Genomic DNA, 20,041 nt, shown 5'->3' with positions numbered 1-20,041 from the left:
GAATGTACACGCGGATTGAGATGGAAATGCGGACGGGACGGGTGTTGCACGCCTGTTCCAGCGAGTACGCGGGGCCTATTGCCTGGCTGAAGGGCGGCAAGGGCGGAGGGAGTTCCACCACCAACATCAGTTCCGAGCCGGACAAGGAATACAATGCCCGCATGGCTTCGGTTGCGGAACGTCAGCAAGGCCTTTCCGATCAGTTCTTTAAATGGTGGCAGGATGTGCAGGCTCCTGTGGAGAAGGCCAATGCCGAAGCCCAACTTGGGCTTATCCCCGTACAGACGGACATAGTTAAAGAAGGGCTTGAAGGGTTCAAAGGCATTCAGACGGACTTCTACAACGCCTCCCGCCCAACCTCCACGGAAACCTACGCGGGACGGGCGGTAACCGACGCGAACATGGCGCTGTCCAAAGCCACGGGCAGCATGAACCGGAACATGAGCCGGATGGGCATCAGTCCGACAAGCGGCGCGGCGCAGTCGGCCAGCCGCGATTTGGCCATACAGGGGGCCGCGTCCATTGCGGGGGCCGCGAACACGGGCCGGATGCAGGGCGAAGAGATGAACCTGAAAAAGTTGTCCGGGGCGATGGCCTACGGGCTCGGAGGGTAACGCATGAAACTCATGTCGTATACGTCGGCGATGCAGCAGGGATTTGTACCCCGGCTCCAGAGCATGATGCCGCAGGCTCCACAAGGACCGAGTCTCGCGGGCGGGATGCTTGGAGTCGGAGTGGGGCAGGAGGGGGATGGAAGCCTCATCCCCACGCCGCAGGGGGACGCCGGAGGCGATGCGCTCAAGGAACTGCTGCCCCAGTCCGGGCCGCAGCAAACGCAGCCCGGCCAGCAACCCACGCAGCCGGGGATGGGGACCATGCGGCAGAACGTCACCCCGGACGTGCGCGGTCAGCTCCGGCAGGGCATCGGGCTTGAGACGCAGCCTGCGATGAAGGCGGCGGGAGGCGCGTATGCCTAGAGGATTGTTTCAGATGGGGACCCTCGGCTGGACCCCGGCGGCGCAGCTCGCCACGCAGAACCAAAGCGGGGCAGCGGCTTCCTATGCTTCGATGGACAAGGCCGTGAACCAGACGCAGACCACCAAGGTCAGTGGGGGAAGCAGTAATATCTTCGGGGATATTCTTCCTGTCGTCGGCGCGGCTGCGGGATTTGCACTCGGAGGAGCGAATCCCTTGGCGGGAATGGCACTCGGGAGCACACTGGGCGGCGGCATAGGTTCGGCAATAGGCGGGCAGAGTGCGGCGACGCTTGGTGGACTTGGAACGCTTGCGGCTGGAACTCTCTCCGATATGTCGCTGAAGTCCGGTGAAGGGGTACAGAACCTTATTGGAGACGATACCGCGAAAAAGAATATTGCTAATCGGCTTGGGAAATTTTGGTAGGAGAACGTATGGGACGAGGTGGTTACGCAAGTTTGGCGGGGGCTGCGCCGATTAACAGTTTTGGCCAAGATTTTCTCGGCGGGGCAGCCGCAGGCGAGAAGATGCGGCAAGTTGTCGGGGATATACAGATCAATGACCGACTGAAACAGATCGGCGACGCGGTGACGCAGGCGGGAGGCTCGATAGACGGAATCGACCCGACGCTGTTTTCCGACCCCGTGGGGTTACGGGCGCTCGGCGAGTATACGACGCAGTACAATTCCTCGCAGGAGGGGTTGCAAAAAGCTTGGAAGAATCACGATCAGGCAATCATGCGTATGTTCGAGACAACAACCTATGCACCGCAGGCTTTCAAGCAGAGTGGGGATCCCTCCATATTGGATCAGGCCTCGGACAAACTCGGGTTGCCCTATCAGACGCAGTATAACCCTGAGACGAAACGCCATGAAGTGATGTACGCCGGACGATTCGGGCCGGAGGCCACAGGACAGAGTTTCACGTCTGAGGAGTTGAGCAACCTTTACGGCGGGCTTGCCAAAGATCCGAAACGGTTCAGCCAACTTGCCTTCCAGTATTCTCTGGCGACGATGCGCCAGAACGAGGACTACCTGAAAGATCCGAGCAAATGGCTGTACGACAACGACGGTAAAACCGTGTTCGTGCCACGCAAGATGATGACTGCGAACGGCTTTCGGTCAGGGTACATCGTGACGGACACGGCAAACAAGACGTCCAAGTTCATGACGAACGAGGAACTGCAACAGGCAGGCGTATTCCCGAAAGACCTTCAGACCATGAAGGGGCTGTTTGACATGGAAAAGGGCCGGGCGGACATGGCGAACGACAAGGTACGCCTCGGCTATGAAGGACAGCGCGTCTCACAGGGATGGGCAACGCACAACCTCAACCGTGAGCGGTTCGAGTACGAAAAAGGCGATGGGCTGATTCCGGGAATGCCCGGCATCAACCGGAAGGGTCTCAAAAAGACAATGGACGCCGATTTCAATCAATGGATGGCTGCGTCGGGGTATACTGAGAAAAACGGTGTCTTCTACAAGCCGGAATACAACAAAGACGGAAGCATCGCTGTTGACGACAAAGGAAAACCCAAGCTGAGGGCCATGTCACCCGCAGAGGTTGGAGAGGCACGGGCCGAGCATCAACAAGATTTCGTGAAGCGATACACGGGGCAGTCGGCTCCGGGACAGGGGGGAGATGTTGGAAATATCATTCTCTCTCGTGGGTTGGAGTATAAAGGCGGTAAGCCCTCCGTGCCCCCTGCTGGCAATGGCGGGAGTATACCCTCTCAGGGAAAAACCTCCACTGAACAGCCTGCGCGTCTCGGTGGGGGGATGTTTGGAGATCCCGCTGTACCCACTAAGGACGGCTTGATTGAGCCGGGGAACATAGATTTGAATAATCGCCCCGTCGTTCATAATCCTGACGGAAGCTTCAGTACAGTGAGAACTATTTCCGTTGGCCTTGATGGTAAAGAATACCTCATTCCTACAGTAAGCGACGATGGTAAGATATTGACGGAACGTGAGGCCATCGATCTTTTTAAGAAGTCTGGAAAGCATTTTGGAGTGTTTGTATCTCCAGATGCAGCGACGCGGTACGCGAAGAAGCTCCATGAAGATCAGGAAAAGCAATACGCCCCGAAAGCGCGCCTTAGTGGGGCGATGCCGAATGTCGCTGGCTCTGCAAATGCCACGATGGATTTGCCCGTTGCGCCGGATGAAGCTGATATCCAAAAGGTTGGTGATAAATATTACCTGATTCTTCCGGGAAAGCATCCTATTGAGATCGACAAAGCTACCGCCCAAGAGCTTGGGCGGCGACAAAAAACCTCAGTCCAACGTTGGATTGAAACGGGCCGGAGCGGGACAGCTCCAAAACTTCCGACAAAACATGATACACGGTTTGCACAGATGACTGATGAAGAGAAAACAATTTGGCGCAAGACAGGAAGATTCCCAGACCGTCTTGTTCAGCGATAATACGTTAGTTCTTTGACAACTGCATAGAGAAAAGGAGGAGAAAACAAGGGCCGGGTTCCTCACGGTTCCCGGCCCTGTTTTTGTAAGTGAGCCCTCACACCCTAGGGGCTGTATGGGCGGTATGCGTCAGGCAGTTGGCGATCCAGACCTTCACGAGGGCCTGACGGCTTACGCCAAGGTGTGCGGCTTCCTTGTCCAATGCCTCGACCATCCATGCGGGGAAGTCCACATTGACGCGTTTGGTCTTCACGTTGGGCCGTTCCGCTTTGGACATGTCGGCAAAGGGCATCACACTGCCGCCATCATCAAAGTATTCATCAAAATCATTCGCTTTCATAGGCAGTTATCTAATGGATTGAATCCTCTCTCGCTTAAAGCCGTGGGCTTCGTTTTCCCGTAAGCTCATGGTCGGGTTATTTCATCAAGGCAATGATTGCGGCGATGATCGCCACTGTCTGGGCGGTGATGATACCCGCTACCCATTTGATGGTTTCGGCTTTGGCCTTCTGAATTTCGAGACGGACGCCGTCGATTTCCTTCAACAGGCGCAATTCTGTTTCCCGCAAGTCGCCCTTGGAGGCGCTGGCGCTCCTTTGGCTCTCGTCAAAGCGTTCCAGCACTTCCACGATGGTTTTCGCGGCTTCCTCGCCCACAGCCTTCTCAAGTTTCTTTCCGTCATCAAACAGCAACATGGGGGATTCCCTCCGTTGGGTGCAGGATACAGGATCATGTTCCCAATGCCAATGGGAATCAGCGTGCGCTCATGGCGCGGGCGTATTCCAGCAGGAGCATTGCCGGGTTCTTTTCGTCCGGCAATCTGTCGTCAAGGGAGTGCAGGGCGGCGGTCATGCGCTCGGTGAAGTACCGTTCCCACTGCGCTCCGATGCGGACGCCGGAGAAAGGACGGTCGGGAGCTTGCTTGTAGACGCGGCTTTCCAGTGCTGTGAAGACGGGAATGCTCATGGTGATCAGCCTGCTGCACAGGCGCCCGAAGGTACGGTAGTATTGCTGTTGGGCCTCGCGGATTTCGGCGGCGAGTTCCAGCATGGCGGCTTCGTCGAAGCGCGGAGCCGCGGGCAGGGTGGGGCGGTTGCGCTTGGCGAGTTCGGCCTCCATACGGTTGAAGGCTTCGATGTAGGCGAGCTTGAGAGCGAGGGCCTTCTTCCCGGTGTAGCCCATGACGAGGAGCATGAAGCCGTCGCGGTGGATGATGTACATGGGGCGGTTCTTGGCTTGTTCGTCGAGGTAGGAGGCCCCCACAAAATTGTGGGCGCTAAATGATTCCGGGCAATTGGATGTAATAGCGGCGATGTCCCGCAAGACTGCATCATGCCGCTTGTTAAAATAACGGGAAACTTCGCGGGAGGTGACGGCGGGGCGTCCATCGTGGACAGAGACGGTGGGGACGGGTTCGGAAAGAAGAAGAGCTTGAGACATGTGCCACTCCTAGTTTTGGATATTGGCACCGCCGATGAATAGCGATGCCGGGTGTTCATCACCGCAACTAGGAGCGGCTGCCCGCCTTTGGGCCGAAGCCTTGGACATATCGGGCACACCCGGCATCGAGAAGATGCAAGTATAGCAAAAAACCGCAGTCAAAAAGAATCTTGACTTTGGCAAAAGGGCACAAAAAGAGCCATGCTATCGGGTGGCGTTGTCCGCCTAGTTTGGTGTGATGAGCACCGTGGGAAGACAACGCCATAAAATAGGGGGAATGTCAAGGATAATTATAGAATTATTTCACCAAATCTACCAAAATAGTGTGTAATATTTTCTTTACTATTGAGAGTATACACCGTTTTTTTATCGTTCACGGTGATTGTGATGGATAATATATTGCCGTCACGGATGACACCTTTCATGATAAAAGCATCAAGAATATTCCCCTGAATGATTATATATCCATTCTGAGTATCCTGCCGAAGAACAAATACATAGAAAGCGTTGTGGCTTTTGTATTTACTGAATGAATTTTTCGCAATGGTAAAAGTATATTTGTCACCATCTTGTCGCATGGATGTTTTGACTTGGATATAGAAAAATTTATTGTTTTTATTCGCTACGAGATCAATTCCATCATCAACCGTCATCTGGGATACATTGTACCCCCAAAACAGCAATTCGCTCATGACGGCATATTCGCCAGCTTTTCCCGTGAAGTTTGAGTTCACCCCAGGTATGGAAATCTTCGTTTCGGGCGGCTGTACCCGTTCTTCTTTGACCCTGTACCAGCCCTGCCTTGGATTTCCTTTGCGGGGCCCACTGTCCCAGTTTACCTGAGCAAAGGATGGCTTCCCCCTTTTCAACTTTAGGTTTGCGGCCAAAGCGGCAGTAATCTTTTTTTTGAACTCTTCAGCGGTTAACCCCATGTTTTTGTTTTCGTTGACAGCTGCCTGAGAAATTTTAGATACATGCATACCCTTTCTTCCTGCAGAGCTCAGGATCTCTTTCACTGCCTGAAGGATAGGGGTGAGGTTACTTCCCATGGTTTTCCCCCAAGATATCTTTTACGGAATCAGTCAGGCGCGAGAACCATGTTTTCTCAGCTGCGGCTTGCTCATTTTTCAATTGGTCCAATGCCGTATGCAGGGCTTTGATCTCTTCTCCCTGACGTTCCAATTTTTTCTCAAGTTCAGATATTTTTTGGGCAAGAATTTTTTCCTCGTGAGACGGAAAAACGGAAGGTTGTGGCGTAGGAGCGCTAGCAGCGGGGAATGGTTTCAGAATGGGGCCCCTGTCTTTGGGGGGAGTATCCGGTAAAAGCGGAAGCTGAATCGGTTGGGATGATTTTTGTGATTTAAGTTCGTCGAGACGGGAGCAGATCCGTTCTTTCAACCTTTTTGCGCTTGGAGAACTTCGCTGCTCAAGCTCGAATTCCAGCACCTTCAGCTTCTGTGGTTGGTCTATGTAGGCATCAAAAAGGTTGGACAGGTCTGATAACCCTAGAGTGAAATATGGACGTTGCTTTGAAGCTCCTTGTCCCATCTCCCATTCCTCCATTTTCCCCACCCATACCAGAAACCCTCTAACAGGGCAAAGAAAAAGGCAGCCCCGAAGAACCGCCTTTCCCTTATCCAGTCCTTTATTTCAGGCGAATTGAAATCCTCAGCCCTCATCTGCACGACGGGCTGAGCGTTCCGTCGCAACACCGTACCCGTCCACCGCTGGAACAGCCGCACATGCCGCCGTGCCATGAACATCCTCGGTGAGTTCGTCACATCTGGGGAGAGACCCATAATTTGCCCACAGACGTCCAACGTGACTATGTGGTGCGTCTCTTGAGCACCTGTAAGGCGGGAACTTCGAGGGCAAGCAAGGTAAAAAACAGTCATCTTACGCAGAAAATTTGCATATCCTCAAGCTCTGTTATTTAGAATCTTTCTATTTTAAATCAAAGTTTATCATCTTTACTGTCTTCTGTAACGGTCTTTTTCTTCTTAGGGACAGTAATCGTCCCGACTTTTGTTACCACATCGTGTTCGTCGTAGGTAAGCATGAGGCGTTTCTTCTCACCTTGGAAACCCTCCACAGGAGTTCCTACAACTTCCCAAATTCCCAGAGTGAGAACATCCATTACTCCGTGACCTATTGCGCGCCCTGCTGAAGGCTCGTTTCCTATCTCATATTCGTAGATGTCCACACGGTGACCGTTTTCCTCACGGACCTCTATAGGTGAACCTAACTGAAGCTCCATTTCGCCGCGAGTGGCACCAACTCGTATTGCGCCAAGTTCCGGTTGTTTTTTACCGCTCATGGCCATGCCGACGGAGCACCCCTGAAGCATGAAGCCTGTTGACGAGAGCAATCCAAGTATTGCCAACGTGCTCAATATACCTTTCATCCTATCCTCCACAAACCTTACAAGCCCGATACCCGTTTGCCCTAGCCTCTTCCGCCGATTGGAACACCACCGTGCACGCCTTGCAGTTGAAGTACCTGCACCGTACGTTGTGGTAGATGCGGCTCTTGTAATTCCCATGTACGACATATGCCGCAAGAGCCTCGTTAAGCATGGAACATGCCGCAAAACAAAGAAAAAAGGCAGTGACGATCGGAAGCCATTTGGATTTCTGCATCTCCTTCCTCCTAATTAGATTTTTGCATACCAGACAATCTATAAAAGAGGAAGGGCAGCTTCATAAGATATGAAAAAGGCCACCCGAAGGCGGCCTGTATTTTGCATCAATCCTTTTTCCAAAACTTCCACCAGCTCCGGGGAGGGCGGCTTTCCTCTTCTCCCGGGAGGTTCTTCAAGGAAAACAGCGGGGCGTATTTCGTCATATCCCGATGCGCCGCCAGCGGCTGGAGGGATTCCTTGGCTATGCGGCACTCGGTGATGACATCATTCAGGGCGGAACGGATTTCACGGGCATGGTGAGGGGCAATCACCTTTGACTCTACAAGAATCCGTTGCACATCGCCAAGCGCGACACTGGCGCGGGCCACGGACGTCAATACTTCCGCCCGGCTTTGGGCCGGAGGGACAGACTCTTCCTCTGATTCGACTTGTGCTTCCAACCATTGGAGAAGAATCGTATTTCCGAGCACTGCGCACAGCCGGGGGAGCATTTCGAGCCCCGGGAGATAGCTGTCCCCTGACTTGAGGTAACGCTTGATCACCGACGGGGAGACATTCAGCCGCTCGGCAATTTCATCGGTCGTAAGGGCGCTTTCATCCTTCGCAAGTTGAAACGCTTCCGTTCCGGTCATGTTCTTCAAATCCGCCATGTGGTCTTTTTCCTCAAAAGGATACGCTGATTGTCTTCCGTAAAGGCTATATTCACTCCGTGATAACGCCATATGTATAAGGAGGCAATCATGAGCTTGAGCAAGGAAGAACTCGTGCTGACCGCATGTTTTCTCAAGAGTACGGATATGTCGATTTCCATTGAGGATGCACTGGGCGATGTGAAGCAAATCTCCACGAGTCTCCCCGAGTCGTTTGACCCTGCTCATAGCCGTCTGCTGGCAAAGGCCGCCTGTATCCTGCTTGCGTCGAACCGCTTGTCCCCGGGAGACGCGATAGCTGAAGCTCAGAAAGTTATAACCCTTGCCGGACTCTGATACTTTCCTGTATCATTGGCATAACGCTCCTCCTTTTCTCTTTGTTTTTAACACATTGAAATGGAGGAGTTTTCTTTGAAGACAATCGGCGAATACCGTGCCCGTTACCCGCAGCTCCGTGAGCTTACAGACTATCAGCTTACCCGTGCCGTCTATGACACCACGGCCCCGGACATGCCGCTGGAGGATTTTGCGAAAGCGTTCGGAGGGGTGACGGAAGAAGACCCCGAAGAAGTCAGGATTCAGGAGTATAACCTTTCCCATCCCGACGATACCATCCGTCGGGAGGACATGGGGAAGGCGAGCCTTCTCTCCGACACGGGGCATGGGATCGCCGCAGGCATCAACGAGCTTGCGGCAATCCCTTTCTGGCTTGCGGAGGAGATGGGCATTGAGTCCGCGGGCAAGGCCAAAGACTATTTTCTGAAAAGCGCCGAGGAGAAGCGCAAGGGCTATTCCCCGGAAATGAAGTTGGCTCGGGCAGAGGAGTTCTTCACGGAGGAGCCCGACGGTTCCTATGGTTTTGGCGGGGCGTGGACGTCTCCCCGGAAGATTTTGGGAAGCGTCGCTGAATCCGCGCCCGGCATGGTCGGGGGGATGGGCCTCAGCGCACTCGCGGCACGGGGGCTCATGAAGGCGGGGTTTTCGCGCGGGCTTGCCTGGGCGGTCGGGTCTTCGCTCGGTGAAGGAACCATCGGCGGCGCGCAAAACGCCCTCGATGTCCATGAGGCGATTTTGGCCATGCCCGAAGACAAGCTTGCGGCCTCGCCCGAGTACCAGGAGATTCTGCAACGTACGGGGGATCCAAAGCGGGCACGCGAGGAGCTGGCCAATTCCGTAGCCGCAATGACGGGGCTCAAGACAGGGGCTTCCACTGCGGTCTTGTCCGCGCCGTCCGGCTATATGTTCGGCAAGATCCTTGGCGGGGAGACGGGCAAAACGCTTCTGGGGACGGCGGCCAAGCAGGGGGCGGCTGAATTCGGCGAAGAGGCCGGGCAGAGCGGCGCGGAACAATATCTCTCTCAAGCGGAACTGCAACGCGCCGATCCGACCATTGATCCTATGAGCGGAGTTGGGGAAGCGGCTGTAAGCGGCGGTTTTGCCGGTATGGCGATGGGTGGCGGCATGGGCGGTTTCGGGCATGTGCTCGGGGGCCGTGCGCAACAGCAGCCCGGGGCTCCTGCGGTCTCCGATGCGCAACCAGTTCTCCCACCCGAACAGCAGGCGGCCTTGCCCGAAGGTGGGCATGGATCCCCTCTTGAGCTTGGTCCCGGTCAGAACATCGTCATGGGAACGGACAGGGCATACGAAGACCCCATCGCCACACCGCCTCCCACCTCCCCGCTGCAGAAGGGGATGGAGGCCATCCTTGGCGGTCCTCTCGGCCTTTCCACTGCTCCCGCCGCGCCCGACTTCGCCGTTACGCCGGGCGGGCGTGCCGTGTCCGCGAATGGCATCGTGCAGCCGGACGCCTTTGGCCCCATCGCGGCGGGGATGCGTTCCGACATGCCGCCGTTGCTGGCGGATCAGGTCTATGACGTCGAGTATTCCGTAGTCCCGGGTGCGCCCAAAGCTCTGAGCGAAGCTCCACGGGGGCTTCCCTTGGGGCAGGACAAATCGCCCGTCGCACCGGAGTCTCCTCAACCCTTTGACGCGCAGGCCAATGGCGGATCTGCCCCGTTGCAGCTTACGCGCATCAACGACAAGTCCTTCATGCTGCATGGCGACACCGCGCCCTTTGAGGCGGCGATCAAAGCGGCGGGCGGGCGGCTGGATCGCAATGTCGGGGGTTGGCGGTTCCCGCTTGTCAGAGAAGGGGAAATCAGGGAGTTGTTTGGTATCCCTCTTGGCGCAGAGACAGTGCCGGGAGACAACCTTGTCTCCGAAGTACCGGAGGCGTCACCGGAAGTCCTGCGGGAAACTCCTTTGCCCGTATCCGGCGATATGGCAATGTCCGGGCAAACCGGACTGGAGGTAATACATGGCGGTCTACAGCAAGGAACGCCCGGAACTGGAACTGGAGAGCTTCTTTCGGAGTCTGTACCCGTCGACGCGGCGGGGAATCCGGGAGAACTGGCTGCGGCTGCAAGAGGATCCGGACGATACCATGGGGATTTGGGAAATAGACCTGATCTGGATACGGCTTTACCTGGAGTTGATGGCAGAGAGGCCGGACTTGGAGCCGCTGTTCAACGAACCGCGGGATCTGTCGAGGTTCCCGGAGAAGGGCGGGGCCAGAATGTGTCCTTCAACCAGATTCCTACGATTCCTGACTCGGGAAGATCTGCTTCTGGACGAGGAGATGAGCCAGCATTTCGAGGATTGCCAGAAGTGGGACGCGATGTATCCGGAGGAAGCAAAGGAACGAAAAATGCGTCGTTTGAGAAAAATGGGCGGAAAGGAATAGAGCGGAAGCTGCTTCGGGCCATAGAACGTCAGCAGGGCGGGGTTTCTCCTGAAGCCGAGGCATGGGCGCACGGATTGAACCCGCAGGAACGAAAGAAGGCTTACGAACAACTCGTACTGAACGAGTTCAAGAGACATACGGCGTCCGAACTCGGTGTGGATGAGGAGAGCCTCAGATTTATCCCAGTACGGAAGGACAGCGAAACCTCGCTCCGGCTGAAAGAGATCGGGGGTGTTTTCGGACAGGATGTCGTCATTTTCAAGGATAGTTCGTCCGTTCAGACAGGCATCCGCGGCGCGTCTGTTCCGACCATTGAGCATGTGGTGTTCATGGAGGGGAGCGCGGAGAGAGAAAAGCCTTATCTCTTCGTCCTCGGGCATGAACTCCTGCACAGAATGCGGAGCGAAGACCTCAAAGCATATAAACAATTCCAAGAATATCTGTTGGATGACCTTCAGGAAGACGCCATTCCCCGTTACCGTGAAAACCTCGATCGTCGAACGGGGGGCGACGGAACCGTGGCCCGGATGTCGGATGAAGCTATTCTGGAGGAGATCGGGGCCGACCTCGTGGGCAAGCGGCTCACCGAAGAATCGTTCTGGGCGAAGATGGCTGAAGAGCGCCCGAGCCTGTTCGCGCGGGTGTCCCAGTTTGTCCGCGACTTACTGGACAGGGTGACGGCCGCATTCCGTGCGGATCCCCTGCCCGCAGCATGGGTGAAGGATTTTGACGCGATCCGCCGCCATATCGATGCCATGATGGGGCAGTGGGCGGAGAAGAACGCACGGGCAAAAACCGGCGGTACGCCGCCTCACTCTGGAAACACACGGGAGGTTCTTGATGGAAGAGACGAAACTGTACGGAACGCCGGAAGAAACGGCGGAGAAGGAAGCGATCATGCAGGTGGACTTCTCCAAAGCAACCGGGGAAGACATGGCGCGCCTGTTGACCTCGTGGGCGACGGAGGACGAGGAGGAGATCGAGGACGCGCTGCACAACCTGCCCCGGAAGGACGGGAAGGTGAACGGCCCCGACAGCCTGTAGCCGTCAAGATTCCGAATAGGGCGGACGAACCCGCACATTACGAGCTTCTGGAAGCCGACGATGTGCGGGCTTCCCATCTGCCTTCCAGAGGTTTTCAGAAGAACCCCGCATATGGGCTGGAGAACGAGCGGCGCTACCATGACGAACCGGGCAGCCGGGCCAAGGTCATGGAGAACGCGGCTAAGCTCGATCCGGCTTTCCTCATGGAGTCCGTGGACGCAAACCACGGGGCTCCCGTCATTGATCATGACAACAACGTCCTCGGCGGCAACGGGCGGGCCATGTCCATTGCCCGGGCCTATGAATCCTTCCCCGAACGGGGCGAACAGTACCGCGAGGCGCTGAAAGCCAATGCCGACAGGCTCGGCATTGATCCGGCACAGGTGGACGCCATGCATTCGCCCATGCTGGTGCGCCGACTTGAGCGCGGCATGTCGCGGGAAGAACGCCAGCAGCTTGTCACGGCCATGAACGATGACTTCAAGGACGCCAAGGAAAAGCGGGCGTCCGGGAAATCTCGCGGCGAACGGTTCGGGAGGCGGACGCTGGATATGCTCTCCGCCGGATTGAAGGACGCCGAGAGCCTGCGCGAGTACTTTGATACGCCCGCTTCCGTAGCCGTCGTCGAACGGATGATGGAGGATGGCGTGATCCAGCGTTCCGAGCGCAATGCGTTAGTCGGAGCCGACGGTCTGCTCAATCCTGACGGCAAGAAGGTTGTCGAGGAAGCTCTTCGTGGTCGTATCGCACGAAGTTACGAGGCATTGGCGAAACTTCCGGCTGATGTCGTGGGCAAGCTCGATGCCGTCATCCCGCACATTCTGGTGGCCGAAGGCATCGGCAAGCCGTGGAACATCACAGAACACGTCAGGGATTCCGTGGATCTGCTGGTCGGTTTCAAGGGGAGCGGCGTCAAAGAGCCGGGCACCTACCTCAAGCAGGTGAACATGTTGACGGGCCGGGCTCCCGTACAGGATTTCTCCAAGCAGGCCATAGCCCTGTTCCGCATGGCGCTGGACGCGAAGAAGGGCGAATACGTCAAAGCGTTCGAGAGCTACCTCAAGAACGCCAAATTATCCCCGGAAGCGGGTAATATTCCCGGCGTTGCGAAACCGCAGGACAAGGCCTTCCGCGATGCCTTCGGGATGAAAACGGAAGCTACGCCGAACAAACCGGAAAAGCGGGAAGCGGAGAAGCCACAGACGGAAGAAGAGACGAAGGGGCAGCCGCCGGAAAAGAGTCCGAAAAAGGAACCGCAGGAGCAGACTTCCGGCAAACCCGGAGACGCTGGACACGTTGAACGCCATCGGGCTCTCTACAAATCTCTCCTGAACGGGAAGGCTTCCCTTGAGGACTATCACCGTGGTTTTTCGGCTTTGCTGGAAAATGAGGAGGCTGTCCGTGCCGAACTGTCCGGCATGACCGTCAATGCCTTGCTTGCGCGTGGCGGCGCCATGTTCGCGTGGCGGCACAAAGGGGACAAAAAGGCAGATATCGTTGATGCGCTGTACCGGGACATGCTGTCCGACTTTACTCTTGGGCAGCCGTATTCCGTCAGCGGATTCATGGGTATGGGCCCGGAGGAATACCGGAAAGCCACCGTCGCCAGCATCCGCAGGATTGTGGATGCCCAGAGCGAGCAGACGTTGGCGGATTTCGCCAGAGACGCCGCGGCGCAGCGCGAAGAATACGCCAGCCGTCGCAAGGCCGAACGCGAGGCGGTCGAGAATCCGAAGACGTTGGAGGATTTTCGGTCGTTCATCCGGTTTCATATGGATGAAGGCAAGACGGCTGGTGAGGCCCGTGATCTGCTTTCATTCGAGCAGAGGGAACAGTTTGACCGTCTCGCGGCGGAAGCGAGCAGGAGCACGCGAAAAACAAAGGCGGAACCTGTCCTTTCCTCTTCGTCCCAGACCACTGGCGGAGAAATCATTGCCACAAAGCATACGCAGAAAGGACATGATCTGTTCGTGGTTCGTCTTGAAGACAGGGTAAGCCGGGAGGATTACCTTGCTCTGTTGTCCAGTGCCAAGAAGCTTGGCGGCTATTATTCCAAGTTCCGTGGCAATGGGGCCGTACCGGGATTCCAGTTTACCGGACGGGAACAGGCTGAAGCGTTTCTGAAGCTGGCGCAGGGAGATAAGGCCGAGGCTCAGGAAGCGGTGAAGGCCCGGCGGGATGCCTATGAGGATGACCGTTCCCAGACCGCCGTACAGCGTCTCAATGAAATGGCTGACAGGCTGGATGAGGATGCCGATGCCAGCCTGAACGCGGCGCGCAAGGTGAACACGGCAAAGCGCGCGGGGCAGGCGGCGGCCGCCGATGCTATGGCCTATGCCGACAAGTCATTGGCGAAGACTATGCGGAACATCGCCGGGGCCATCGGGAACGGAACCGCGACATTCCTTGACCGCGTGCGCGAGAAAAAGCAGGTCGAGCAGCTTCGGGATGCCCTGCGAATGGCGAAATGGGAAGAGGACAAGACGAAATACCCCGCATGGGATCAGCGCGAGAAGCACAGCGAAGAACCGGCGACCACCCAGACCGTAGAGTTTGCCGCCTTCCCCCACTACAGGCTCTACCGTTCCAGTTGGGCTGAACTCGGCAGAAAGCTCAGCGAGAAGGATGGCACCAAGAGCCTCGGGAAGAAGATTCTTTCCGTTGCCGACGATGTGACCGAAACCTATCTGGAGTTTGCCCATTCGCATCTGGAGGAGGTTTCCACCTATGCGACACAGGCCGGCAAGCCCGCCGTATTCAAATCCCGTGAAGATGCGGAAAAGGCCATTGCCCGTAGCGGCTATCGTGGCAAGGCCGTGGTATTGCCGGTGAAGCGCGGGGAGAACAGAATAATCCTGTCTCCTTCTGCGGCGCAGGAGCGCGGTATATGGAAAGGCGATGATGACCGGATGCTCTCCTTGCGTCCCGAGCTGGTCGATGAACTGTTCGACAAGCAGGGAAGCACTTCCCGTGACATTCCCTGGCAGCTTTTTGATATTCGGCAGAAGAGGAAAGCCCTTGCACGGATGGGGATTGAGACGCCCGCCGAATACCGGATGGCTCTGCGGGAGTTCGTGGGGCTTCAGGCGGCAGCCAAGCAGGACAAGGTGCGAGAGCTTGAGCGCAGCGTCATGCGCGACGCGGCGAACAACCGGGGATGGCTGGACTTTTTCCCGACACCCGTAGCCGTGACGGAGGAAATGCTGGCGGCTGCGGACATCAGGCCGGGCATGGGCGTTCTGGAACCTTCCGCCGGGATGGGGCACATCGCCGACCGTATCCGGGAGAAGGGCGTCGAACCCGTGGTGGCCGAGCTGGAGCCGCAAAAGCGCGAGCTGCTGGAGGCCAAGGGCTACGAGGTCATCGGCAAGGACTTCATGAAGGATATTCCCGAGGGAGAGAGCTTTGACCGTATCGTCATGAACCCGCCGTTCTCGAAACGGCAAGATACGGAGCACGTCCGGCGAGCCTACGACCTGCTGAATCCCGGCGGGAAGCTGGTCGCCATTGTGAGCGAAGGCTCCTTTTTCGGGAAGGACAAGAAGGCATCCGAGTTCAGGGACTGGCTGGAAGAGGTGGGGGGGACTTCGGAGAAGCTGGCTGAAGGCTCGTTCAACGATCCGTCCCTGCCTGTGACCACGGGCGTCAATACGCGCATGGTGGTTATTGAAAAGGAAGGCACACCGATGGCTTCCGTCACTCCCGGCGAATTCCTGCCCGCTATGCCGTCCACACGCCTCCGTATCCGCAAGGCCGCGGTGCAGCGGGTGGCGGACGCGCTTGGCAAACGGGCGGCCAACGCCGCCGACACGCGGGGGGTTCAGTCGTTTGAGGAATTGCCCGAACACATCCGGCAGCTTTACGGCGATGTGGCATCGCGTCTGGAGGGCGTGTACGATCCCGCTTCCGGCACGGTGTACCTCGTGGCGGACAATCTGCACAGCACGGCACGTGCGGCGGAAGTATGGATGCACGAGAATATGGTGCATCATGGCTTGAACGGGCTCTTGGGAATGGACGAAAAACGGCGGGTGCTCAACCGGCTGTGGCAGGGTATGGGCGGCATGGGCAATGCGGAAATCGCGTCCGTCGCCAACAAGTATGGGGTTGATCCGCTTTGGGATGTGAAAGACCGCGCTCTGGTCATGGAAGAGTACCTTGCCCGCCTCGCGGAAAAACGGGCGGCAGGCAAGTTGTCCGATCAGGAACAGACGCTTTGGCGACGCTTTGTGGAGGCGGTCTTGCGAGCATGGCATGCGCTGGTGGATGCCGTGACCGGGCGCACTGGGTCCATGAAATACGAGAACGTGGACAGGCTGTTGTCCGCGCTGGATCGGTATGTCTTTGAGGGCAGGCCCGAAGGCATGGCCGAAGGCGGCATGGTCCCGGCTATGGCGTCGGTGGACAGGTCCGGTTCGGATATGGAGGCCGCTCACGCCGCGTGGGCGCAGGTGCAACGCGATGCAGAGGAATGGGGGAGGCAGGTTGACGCCTTCCACCCTCATGAGGGCACCGGAGGAAGGCAACCCCGACTCATGGCGGTGTGCCGCACCCCCGACGTGTTGCAAAAGTTGGGCGCGCCGGATTTGCCGATGACCATGACTGCGGACAATTTGGGTAAGGTGCTTTCCGACAAGGTGGATCACGGACTTCCCAAGGAGCTGGTAAAGCAGCTTCCGCAGGCGCTGGCCGAACCGATTATGGTATTCGAGTCGGCGTCGCAGGCGGATTCCTTCGTCGTTCTGACGGAACTCAAGCATGAAGGCCGTTCGGTTATGGCGGCTGTTCATCTGGATACCGAGAAACAGCGCGTCAGAGTCAACGATATTGCCAGCGCCTACAAGCGAAGCAATGAGACGTGGTATGCGCGGCAGATAGAAGAAGGGAGGCTCCTTTATCAGGACAAAAAGAAAAGTCTCGCATGGGCGCGGACAAACAGGCTACAATTGCCCAGAGTGCGCAAACTCCCATCGAGACTTTCTGGAAAGAGAGTACTCACCGAAGAGGATATCGTCAAGCCGATTGCTCCGGATAACAAGCCGTTGGCCTCCCTGCGCGACGTATTCGGCACAACGGCGAAAGAGGAGCAACGGGCGGAAGATGCCGCACCGAAAACGCCCCTTGATTCTTTCCGAAGCAAGATCGGCGGGCATCGGCCTACCGTTGCCGAACGCTTCGCCGCATTCCGTGAGAACTGGAAGCGCAAAGTCGAGCAGCAGGTATTCGACCACTTCGCCAGCATCAAGGACGTATCCAAGGACGGCTATGTTCAAGCCCGCATGACCACCAGTCTGGGGACGCAGATTGAGAGCCTGATCAAGTATGGCGCACCGGTCTGGAACGACGGCATCATGGGAGTGGAGGGCAAGAGCCTGACCGACGTGTTCGCGCCCGTCGCCTCCGAGATGGATTCCTTCATGGGCTGGATGGTGGCGAACCGCGCCGCCCGGTTGAAGAAGGAAGGCCGGGAAAACCTGTTCACCGATGCGGAAATCGCGGCGGCCCAGAAACTGAACGAGGGCGTCATGCCCGACGGTTCCAAGCGTGCGGCTACTTATAAGCAGGTGTTCGAGGACTTCGCCCGGTTCAAGAAGGCTGTTCTGGACTTCGCGCAGGAAGGCGGCATCATCGATCCTGAATCCCGTTCCGCATGGGAGAACGCCGACTACATTCCGTTCTACCGGGTGAAGGATGGGCTGGACGCCGTGCGCAGTGCCCGGAACAACAGCGGGCTTGCCGGGCAATCCTCCGGCATCAAGACGTTGAAGGGCGGCAAGGCAAACATCGGCGATCCCGTCGAAAACATCATGCGAAACTTCATCCACCTGATTGACGCCGCACAGAAAAACCGGGCGGCCGACATGATCCTTCAGGACATGGCAAAGGCCCGTCTTGCCCGCAAGCTCACGCCGGAAGAGGTCGCACGGCTTGAGAAACGGCAGGGTGATGAATTGACGGAGGTACTGGCGCAGGACAAGGAGCTTGCCGCGCAGTGCGGGCCCCTGACCGACAGCCAGAAGAAGGTCATCGCCGCGACGTTCAACCCAACCGAGTTCAACTACGTCCGCGTCCAGAAGGACGGCAAGAGCCTCTATTATTCCGTGGAAGACCCCATGCTGCTTGATGCCTTGACGGGCATGTGGAAACAGGACGGGAGGCAGGGGCCGGTGTGGAAACTGCTCCGGGGCACCCGGCGGCTCCTGACCACGGGCGTAACGTCCATGCCGGATTTCATGCTGCGGAACTTTTTGCGGGACACCCTGCACGCATGGACCATCGAACACCAATCCGGATACAGGCCGTTGGTGGACTCGCTGGCGCAAATCAAGAACACCTTCAATGTGGACGAGGACACGAAGCAGCTCCTCGCCGCCGGTTCCGCGTTCATGGGCAGCGGGTACCGTCTGGGGAACTCGGGAGAAGAGGCCGCAAAGGCGCTCAACAAGGTACTCGACAAGTACGGTATGGACAAAAAGGCATTTCAGGATTCCGTGCTGGATACGGGGGAGAAACTGAAAGCCTTTGTCGGCAAGCTTCGCGAAGGCTACGAGCACGCCGGGTCGGCCGCCGAGAACGCGGCACGGCTTGCCGTGTACAAGAAAATGCGGGCCAAAGGGTTCAGCCATCGTGAGGCCGCTTTTGCCGCCAAGGATTTGATGGACTTCACCGTGCGGGGACAGAGCCAACTTATCCAGAGCTTGTGTGAAACGGTGCCCTTTCTCGGCGCACGGCTTGCCGGGCTGCACCGGCTCGGGCGCGGGGCTGTGGAAAACCCACGGGCGTTCGCCGCCAAGGGCATGACCATTGCATTGGCCTCAATGGCTCTGTACGCCCTGAATCAGGCGTTGAATCCCGATGACTGGGACAAGATGGAAGACTGGGAAAAAGACACCTATTTCCATTTCTGGGTGGACGGCGAGCATTTCCGCTTGCCCAAGCCCTTTGAAGTCGGGTTCATTTTCGGAACCATCCCTGAGCGGATGATGGAGCAGCTCGTAACGGACAAGTCGGGCGGGGTCTTTGCCAGCCGAGTGTTCGCCGGGATTTGGGACCAGCTCGCCTTTAACCCGTTCCCGCAGGCGGTACGGCCTCTCGTGGAGCAAGTCGCCAACAAGGATTTCTTCCGTGAAACGCCCATCGTCGGCATGGGGATGGACAGGAAGGCCCCCGTGGATCAGTTCGATTCCCGGACGAGCCTGACGGTACGGGCAATGGCTTCGTTCATGGACGCGCTCCTCACACCCGTCATGGGCAAGACCGGAGCGGACGTGCTGCGTTCCCCGAAACGTCTTGAACATCTCGTCAACGGCTATTTCGGCGGACTCGGGGCGTTCGTACTTGGAGCTTCGGATATGGTTTTGAGGCCGCTCGGCAATGAGCCGGAGGCACCCGAACGGAAATTGGAGGAGTTGCCGATCATCCGTTCGTTCTACGGCGGAAGCGGAGAAAAGCGCACGCGGTACGAGTCCGAACTCTATGAGGTCATGAAGCAGGGGAACAAGCTTCACGCGTCGCTGAAGCAGATAGCGGAAGAGGGCGGGAACGTGTCCGCAGCGAAAGCCGAACTTTCCCACGACGACATTGTGGCCTTGGCGAATCGGAAGGGGCTCACCGCACTAACGAAGGAGTTCGGAAAGCTGAACAAGGCTGCGGAGAAGGTTCGGATCAACCGGGTGATGAGCTCGTCCGATAAGCAAAGGGAGCTGGACAACATCCAGCGGCGGAAGAACATACTGGCACAGCGGGCGATGAAAAGAATTGAGGAAATGCGGGTGCAGTAGAGAAGGGGCACGCCTGACGCCAAAGGCCCGGCAGAAGGGCGAGGCGTTCCAGAGCGTGTGGGGGTAGGGGCGGGCCGGGGTCTCTTGCAGCCCCCGGCCTTTACTTGCGACTGGCGATCCTGATATATAGATGCCTCGTCAATGTGCTTGCGGAGAAAGTACATGTGGCGGATGGAGCATTAAACTTTTTGGGGTACTTTTGAGGGTATCTCAAAAAAATGAAAAAAATTTATAGAGAAGTATCAACCTGTTGCGAGTAAATTTTCAATCCCTCCCTCTCCGCCATATTTGTATCTCATGAAGGCTCCTGACGACTCATAACGTCTCAGGAGCCTTTACTTTTT

Annotated in this window: 13 protein-coding genes; 6 read left to right on the top strand and 7 right to left on the bottom strand. The window is 57.1% G+C overall.

What is annotated here, in order from left to right; genetic code table 11:
- Positions 1 to 2 precede the first annotated feature (2 nt).
- Genes T370_RS0111420 through T370_RS0111405 form a run of 4 tightly spaced genes read left to right on the top strand, consistent with a single transcriptional unit; the run spans position 3 to position 3,401 of the window.
- Entirely contained in the window at positions 3 to 614 is a 612-nt protein-coding gene (locus tag T370_RS0111420; protein ID WP_029435800.1) for a hypothetical protein, read from the top strand.
- 3 nt (positions 615 to 617) lie between these two features.
- A complete protein-coding gene (locus T370_RS0111415) occupies positions 618 to 977 on the top strand; it encodes a hypothetical protein (protein ID WP_029435799.1) in 360 nt (119 codons plus the stop codon).
- On the top strand, positions 970 to 1,401 hold the full coding sequence (locus T370_RS0111410; RefSeq protein ID WP_016361033.1) for a hypothetical protein: 432 nt from the start codon (positions 970 to 972) through the stop codon (positions 1,399 to 1,401). The genes T370_RS0111415 and T370_RS0111410 overlap by 8 nt, the downstream gene beginning before the upstream one ends.
- Positions 1,402 to 1,409: 8 nt before the next feature.
- Positions 1,410 to 3,401, top strand: a complete 1,992-nt coding sequence (locus tag T370_RS0111405; protein ID WP_029435798.1) for a hypothetical protein — start codon at positions 1,410 to 1,412, stop codon at positions 3,399 to 3,401.
- A gap of 94 nt (positions 3,402 to 3,495) precedes the next feature.
- On the opposite strand, the gene brnA is transcribed toward T370_RS0111405, so the two are convergent.
- From brnA to T370_RS0111360, 7 genes are all read right to left on the bottom strand, one after another.
- A complete protein-coding gene (gene brnA, locus T370_RS0111400; RefSeq protein ID WP_029435797.1) occupies positions 3,496 to 3,738 on the bottom strand; it encodes a type II toxin-antitoxin system BrnA family antitoxin in 243 nt (80 codons plus the stop codon).
- A 76-nt stretch (positions 3,739 to 3,814) separates the two neighbouring features.
- Positions 3,815 to 4,093, bottom strand: coding sequence for a hypothetical protein (locus T370_RS0111395; protein ID WP_029435796.1), 279 nt, complete (start codon positions 4,091 to 4,093; stop codon positions 3,815 to 3,817).
- 58 nt (positions 4,094 to 4,151) lie between these two features.
- Complete coding sequence (locus tag T370_RS23635) at positions 4,152 to 4,838, bottom strand: Rha family transcriptional regulator (protein ID WP_051643825.1); 687 nt, start codon at positions 4,836 to 4,838, stop codon at positions 4,152 to 4,154.
- Positions 4,839 to 5,128: 290 nt separating this feature from the next.
- Positions 5,129 to 5,887 (bottom strand): group I intron-associated PD-(D/E)XK endonuclease, encoded by a 759-nt coding sequence (locus T370_RS0111385; protein ID WP_156034410.1) that lies wholly within the window; start codon positions 5,885 to 5,887, stop codon positions 5,129 to 5,131.
- A complete protein-coding gene (locus T370_RS25015) occupies positions 5,877 to 6,386 on the bottom strand; it encodes a hypothetical protein (protein WP_156034409.1) in 510 nt (169 codons plus the stop codon). The genes T370_RS0111385 and T370_RS25015 overlap by 11 nt, the downstream gene beginning before the upstream one ends.
- A gap of 406 nt (positions 6,387 to 6,792) precedes the next feature.
- Positions 6,793 to 7,242 (bottom strand): hypothetical protein, encoded by a 450-nt coding sequence (locus T370_RS0111370; protein ID WP_051643824.1) that lies wholly within the window; start codon positions 7,240 to 7,242, stop codon positions 6,793 to 6,795.
- A gap of 341 nt (positions 7,243 to 7,583) precedes the next feature.
- Complete coding sequence (locus T370_RS0111360; protein ID WP_029435790.1) at positions 7,584 to 8,129, bottom strand: phage regulatory CII family protein; 546 nt, start codon at positions 8,127 to 8,129, stop codon at positions 7,584 to 7,586.
- A 90-nt stretch (positions 8,130 to 8,219) separates the two neighbouring features.
- Between T370_RS0111360 and T370_RS0111355 the strand changes: the two genes are divergently transcribed.
- On the top strand, positions 8,220 to 8,465 hold the full coding sequence (locus T370_RS0111355; RefSeq protein WP_005027215.1) for a hypothetical protein: 246 nt from the start codon (positions 8,220 to 8,222) through the stop codon (positions 8,463 to 8,465).
- Positions 8,466 to 8,540: 75 nt separating this feature from the next.
- A complete protein-coding gene (locus T370_RS23630) occupies positions 8,541 to 19,697 on the top strand; it encodes an LPD38 domain-containing protein (protein WP_029435789.1) in 11,157 nt (3,718 codons plus the stop codon).
- Positions 19,698 to 20,041 lie beyond the last annotated feature (344 nt).

This window comes from Bilophila wadsworthia ATCC 49260, from assembly GCF_000701705.1.
Classification (GTDB): Bacteria; Desulfobacterota; Desulfovibrionia; order Desulfovibrionales; family Desulfovibrionaceae; genus Bilophila; species Bilophila wadsworthia.
This window is presented reverse-complemented; position numbering and strand designations above follow the sequence as displayed.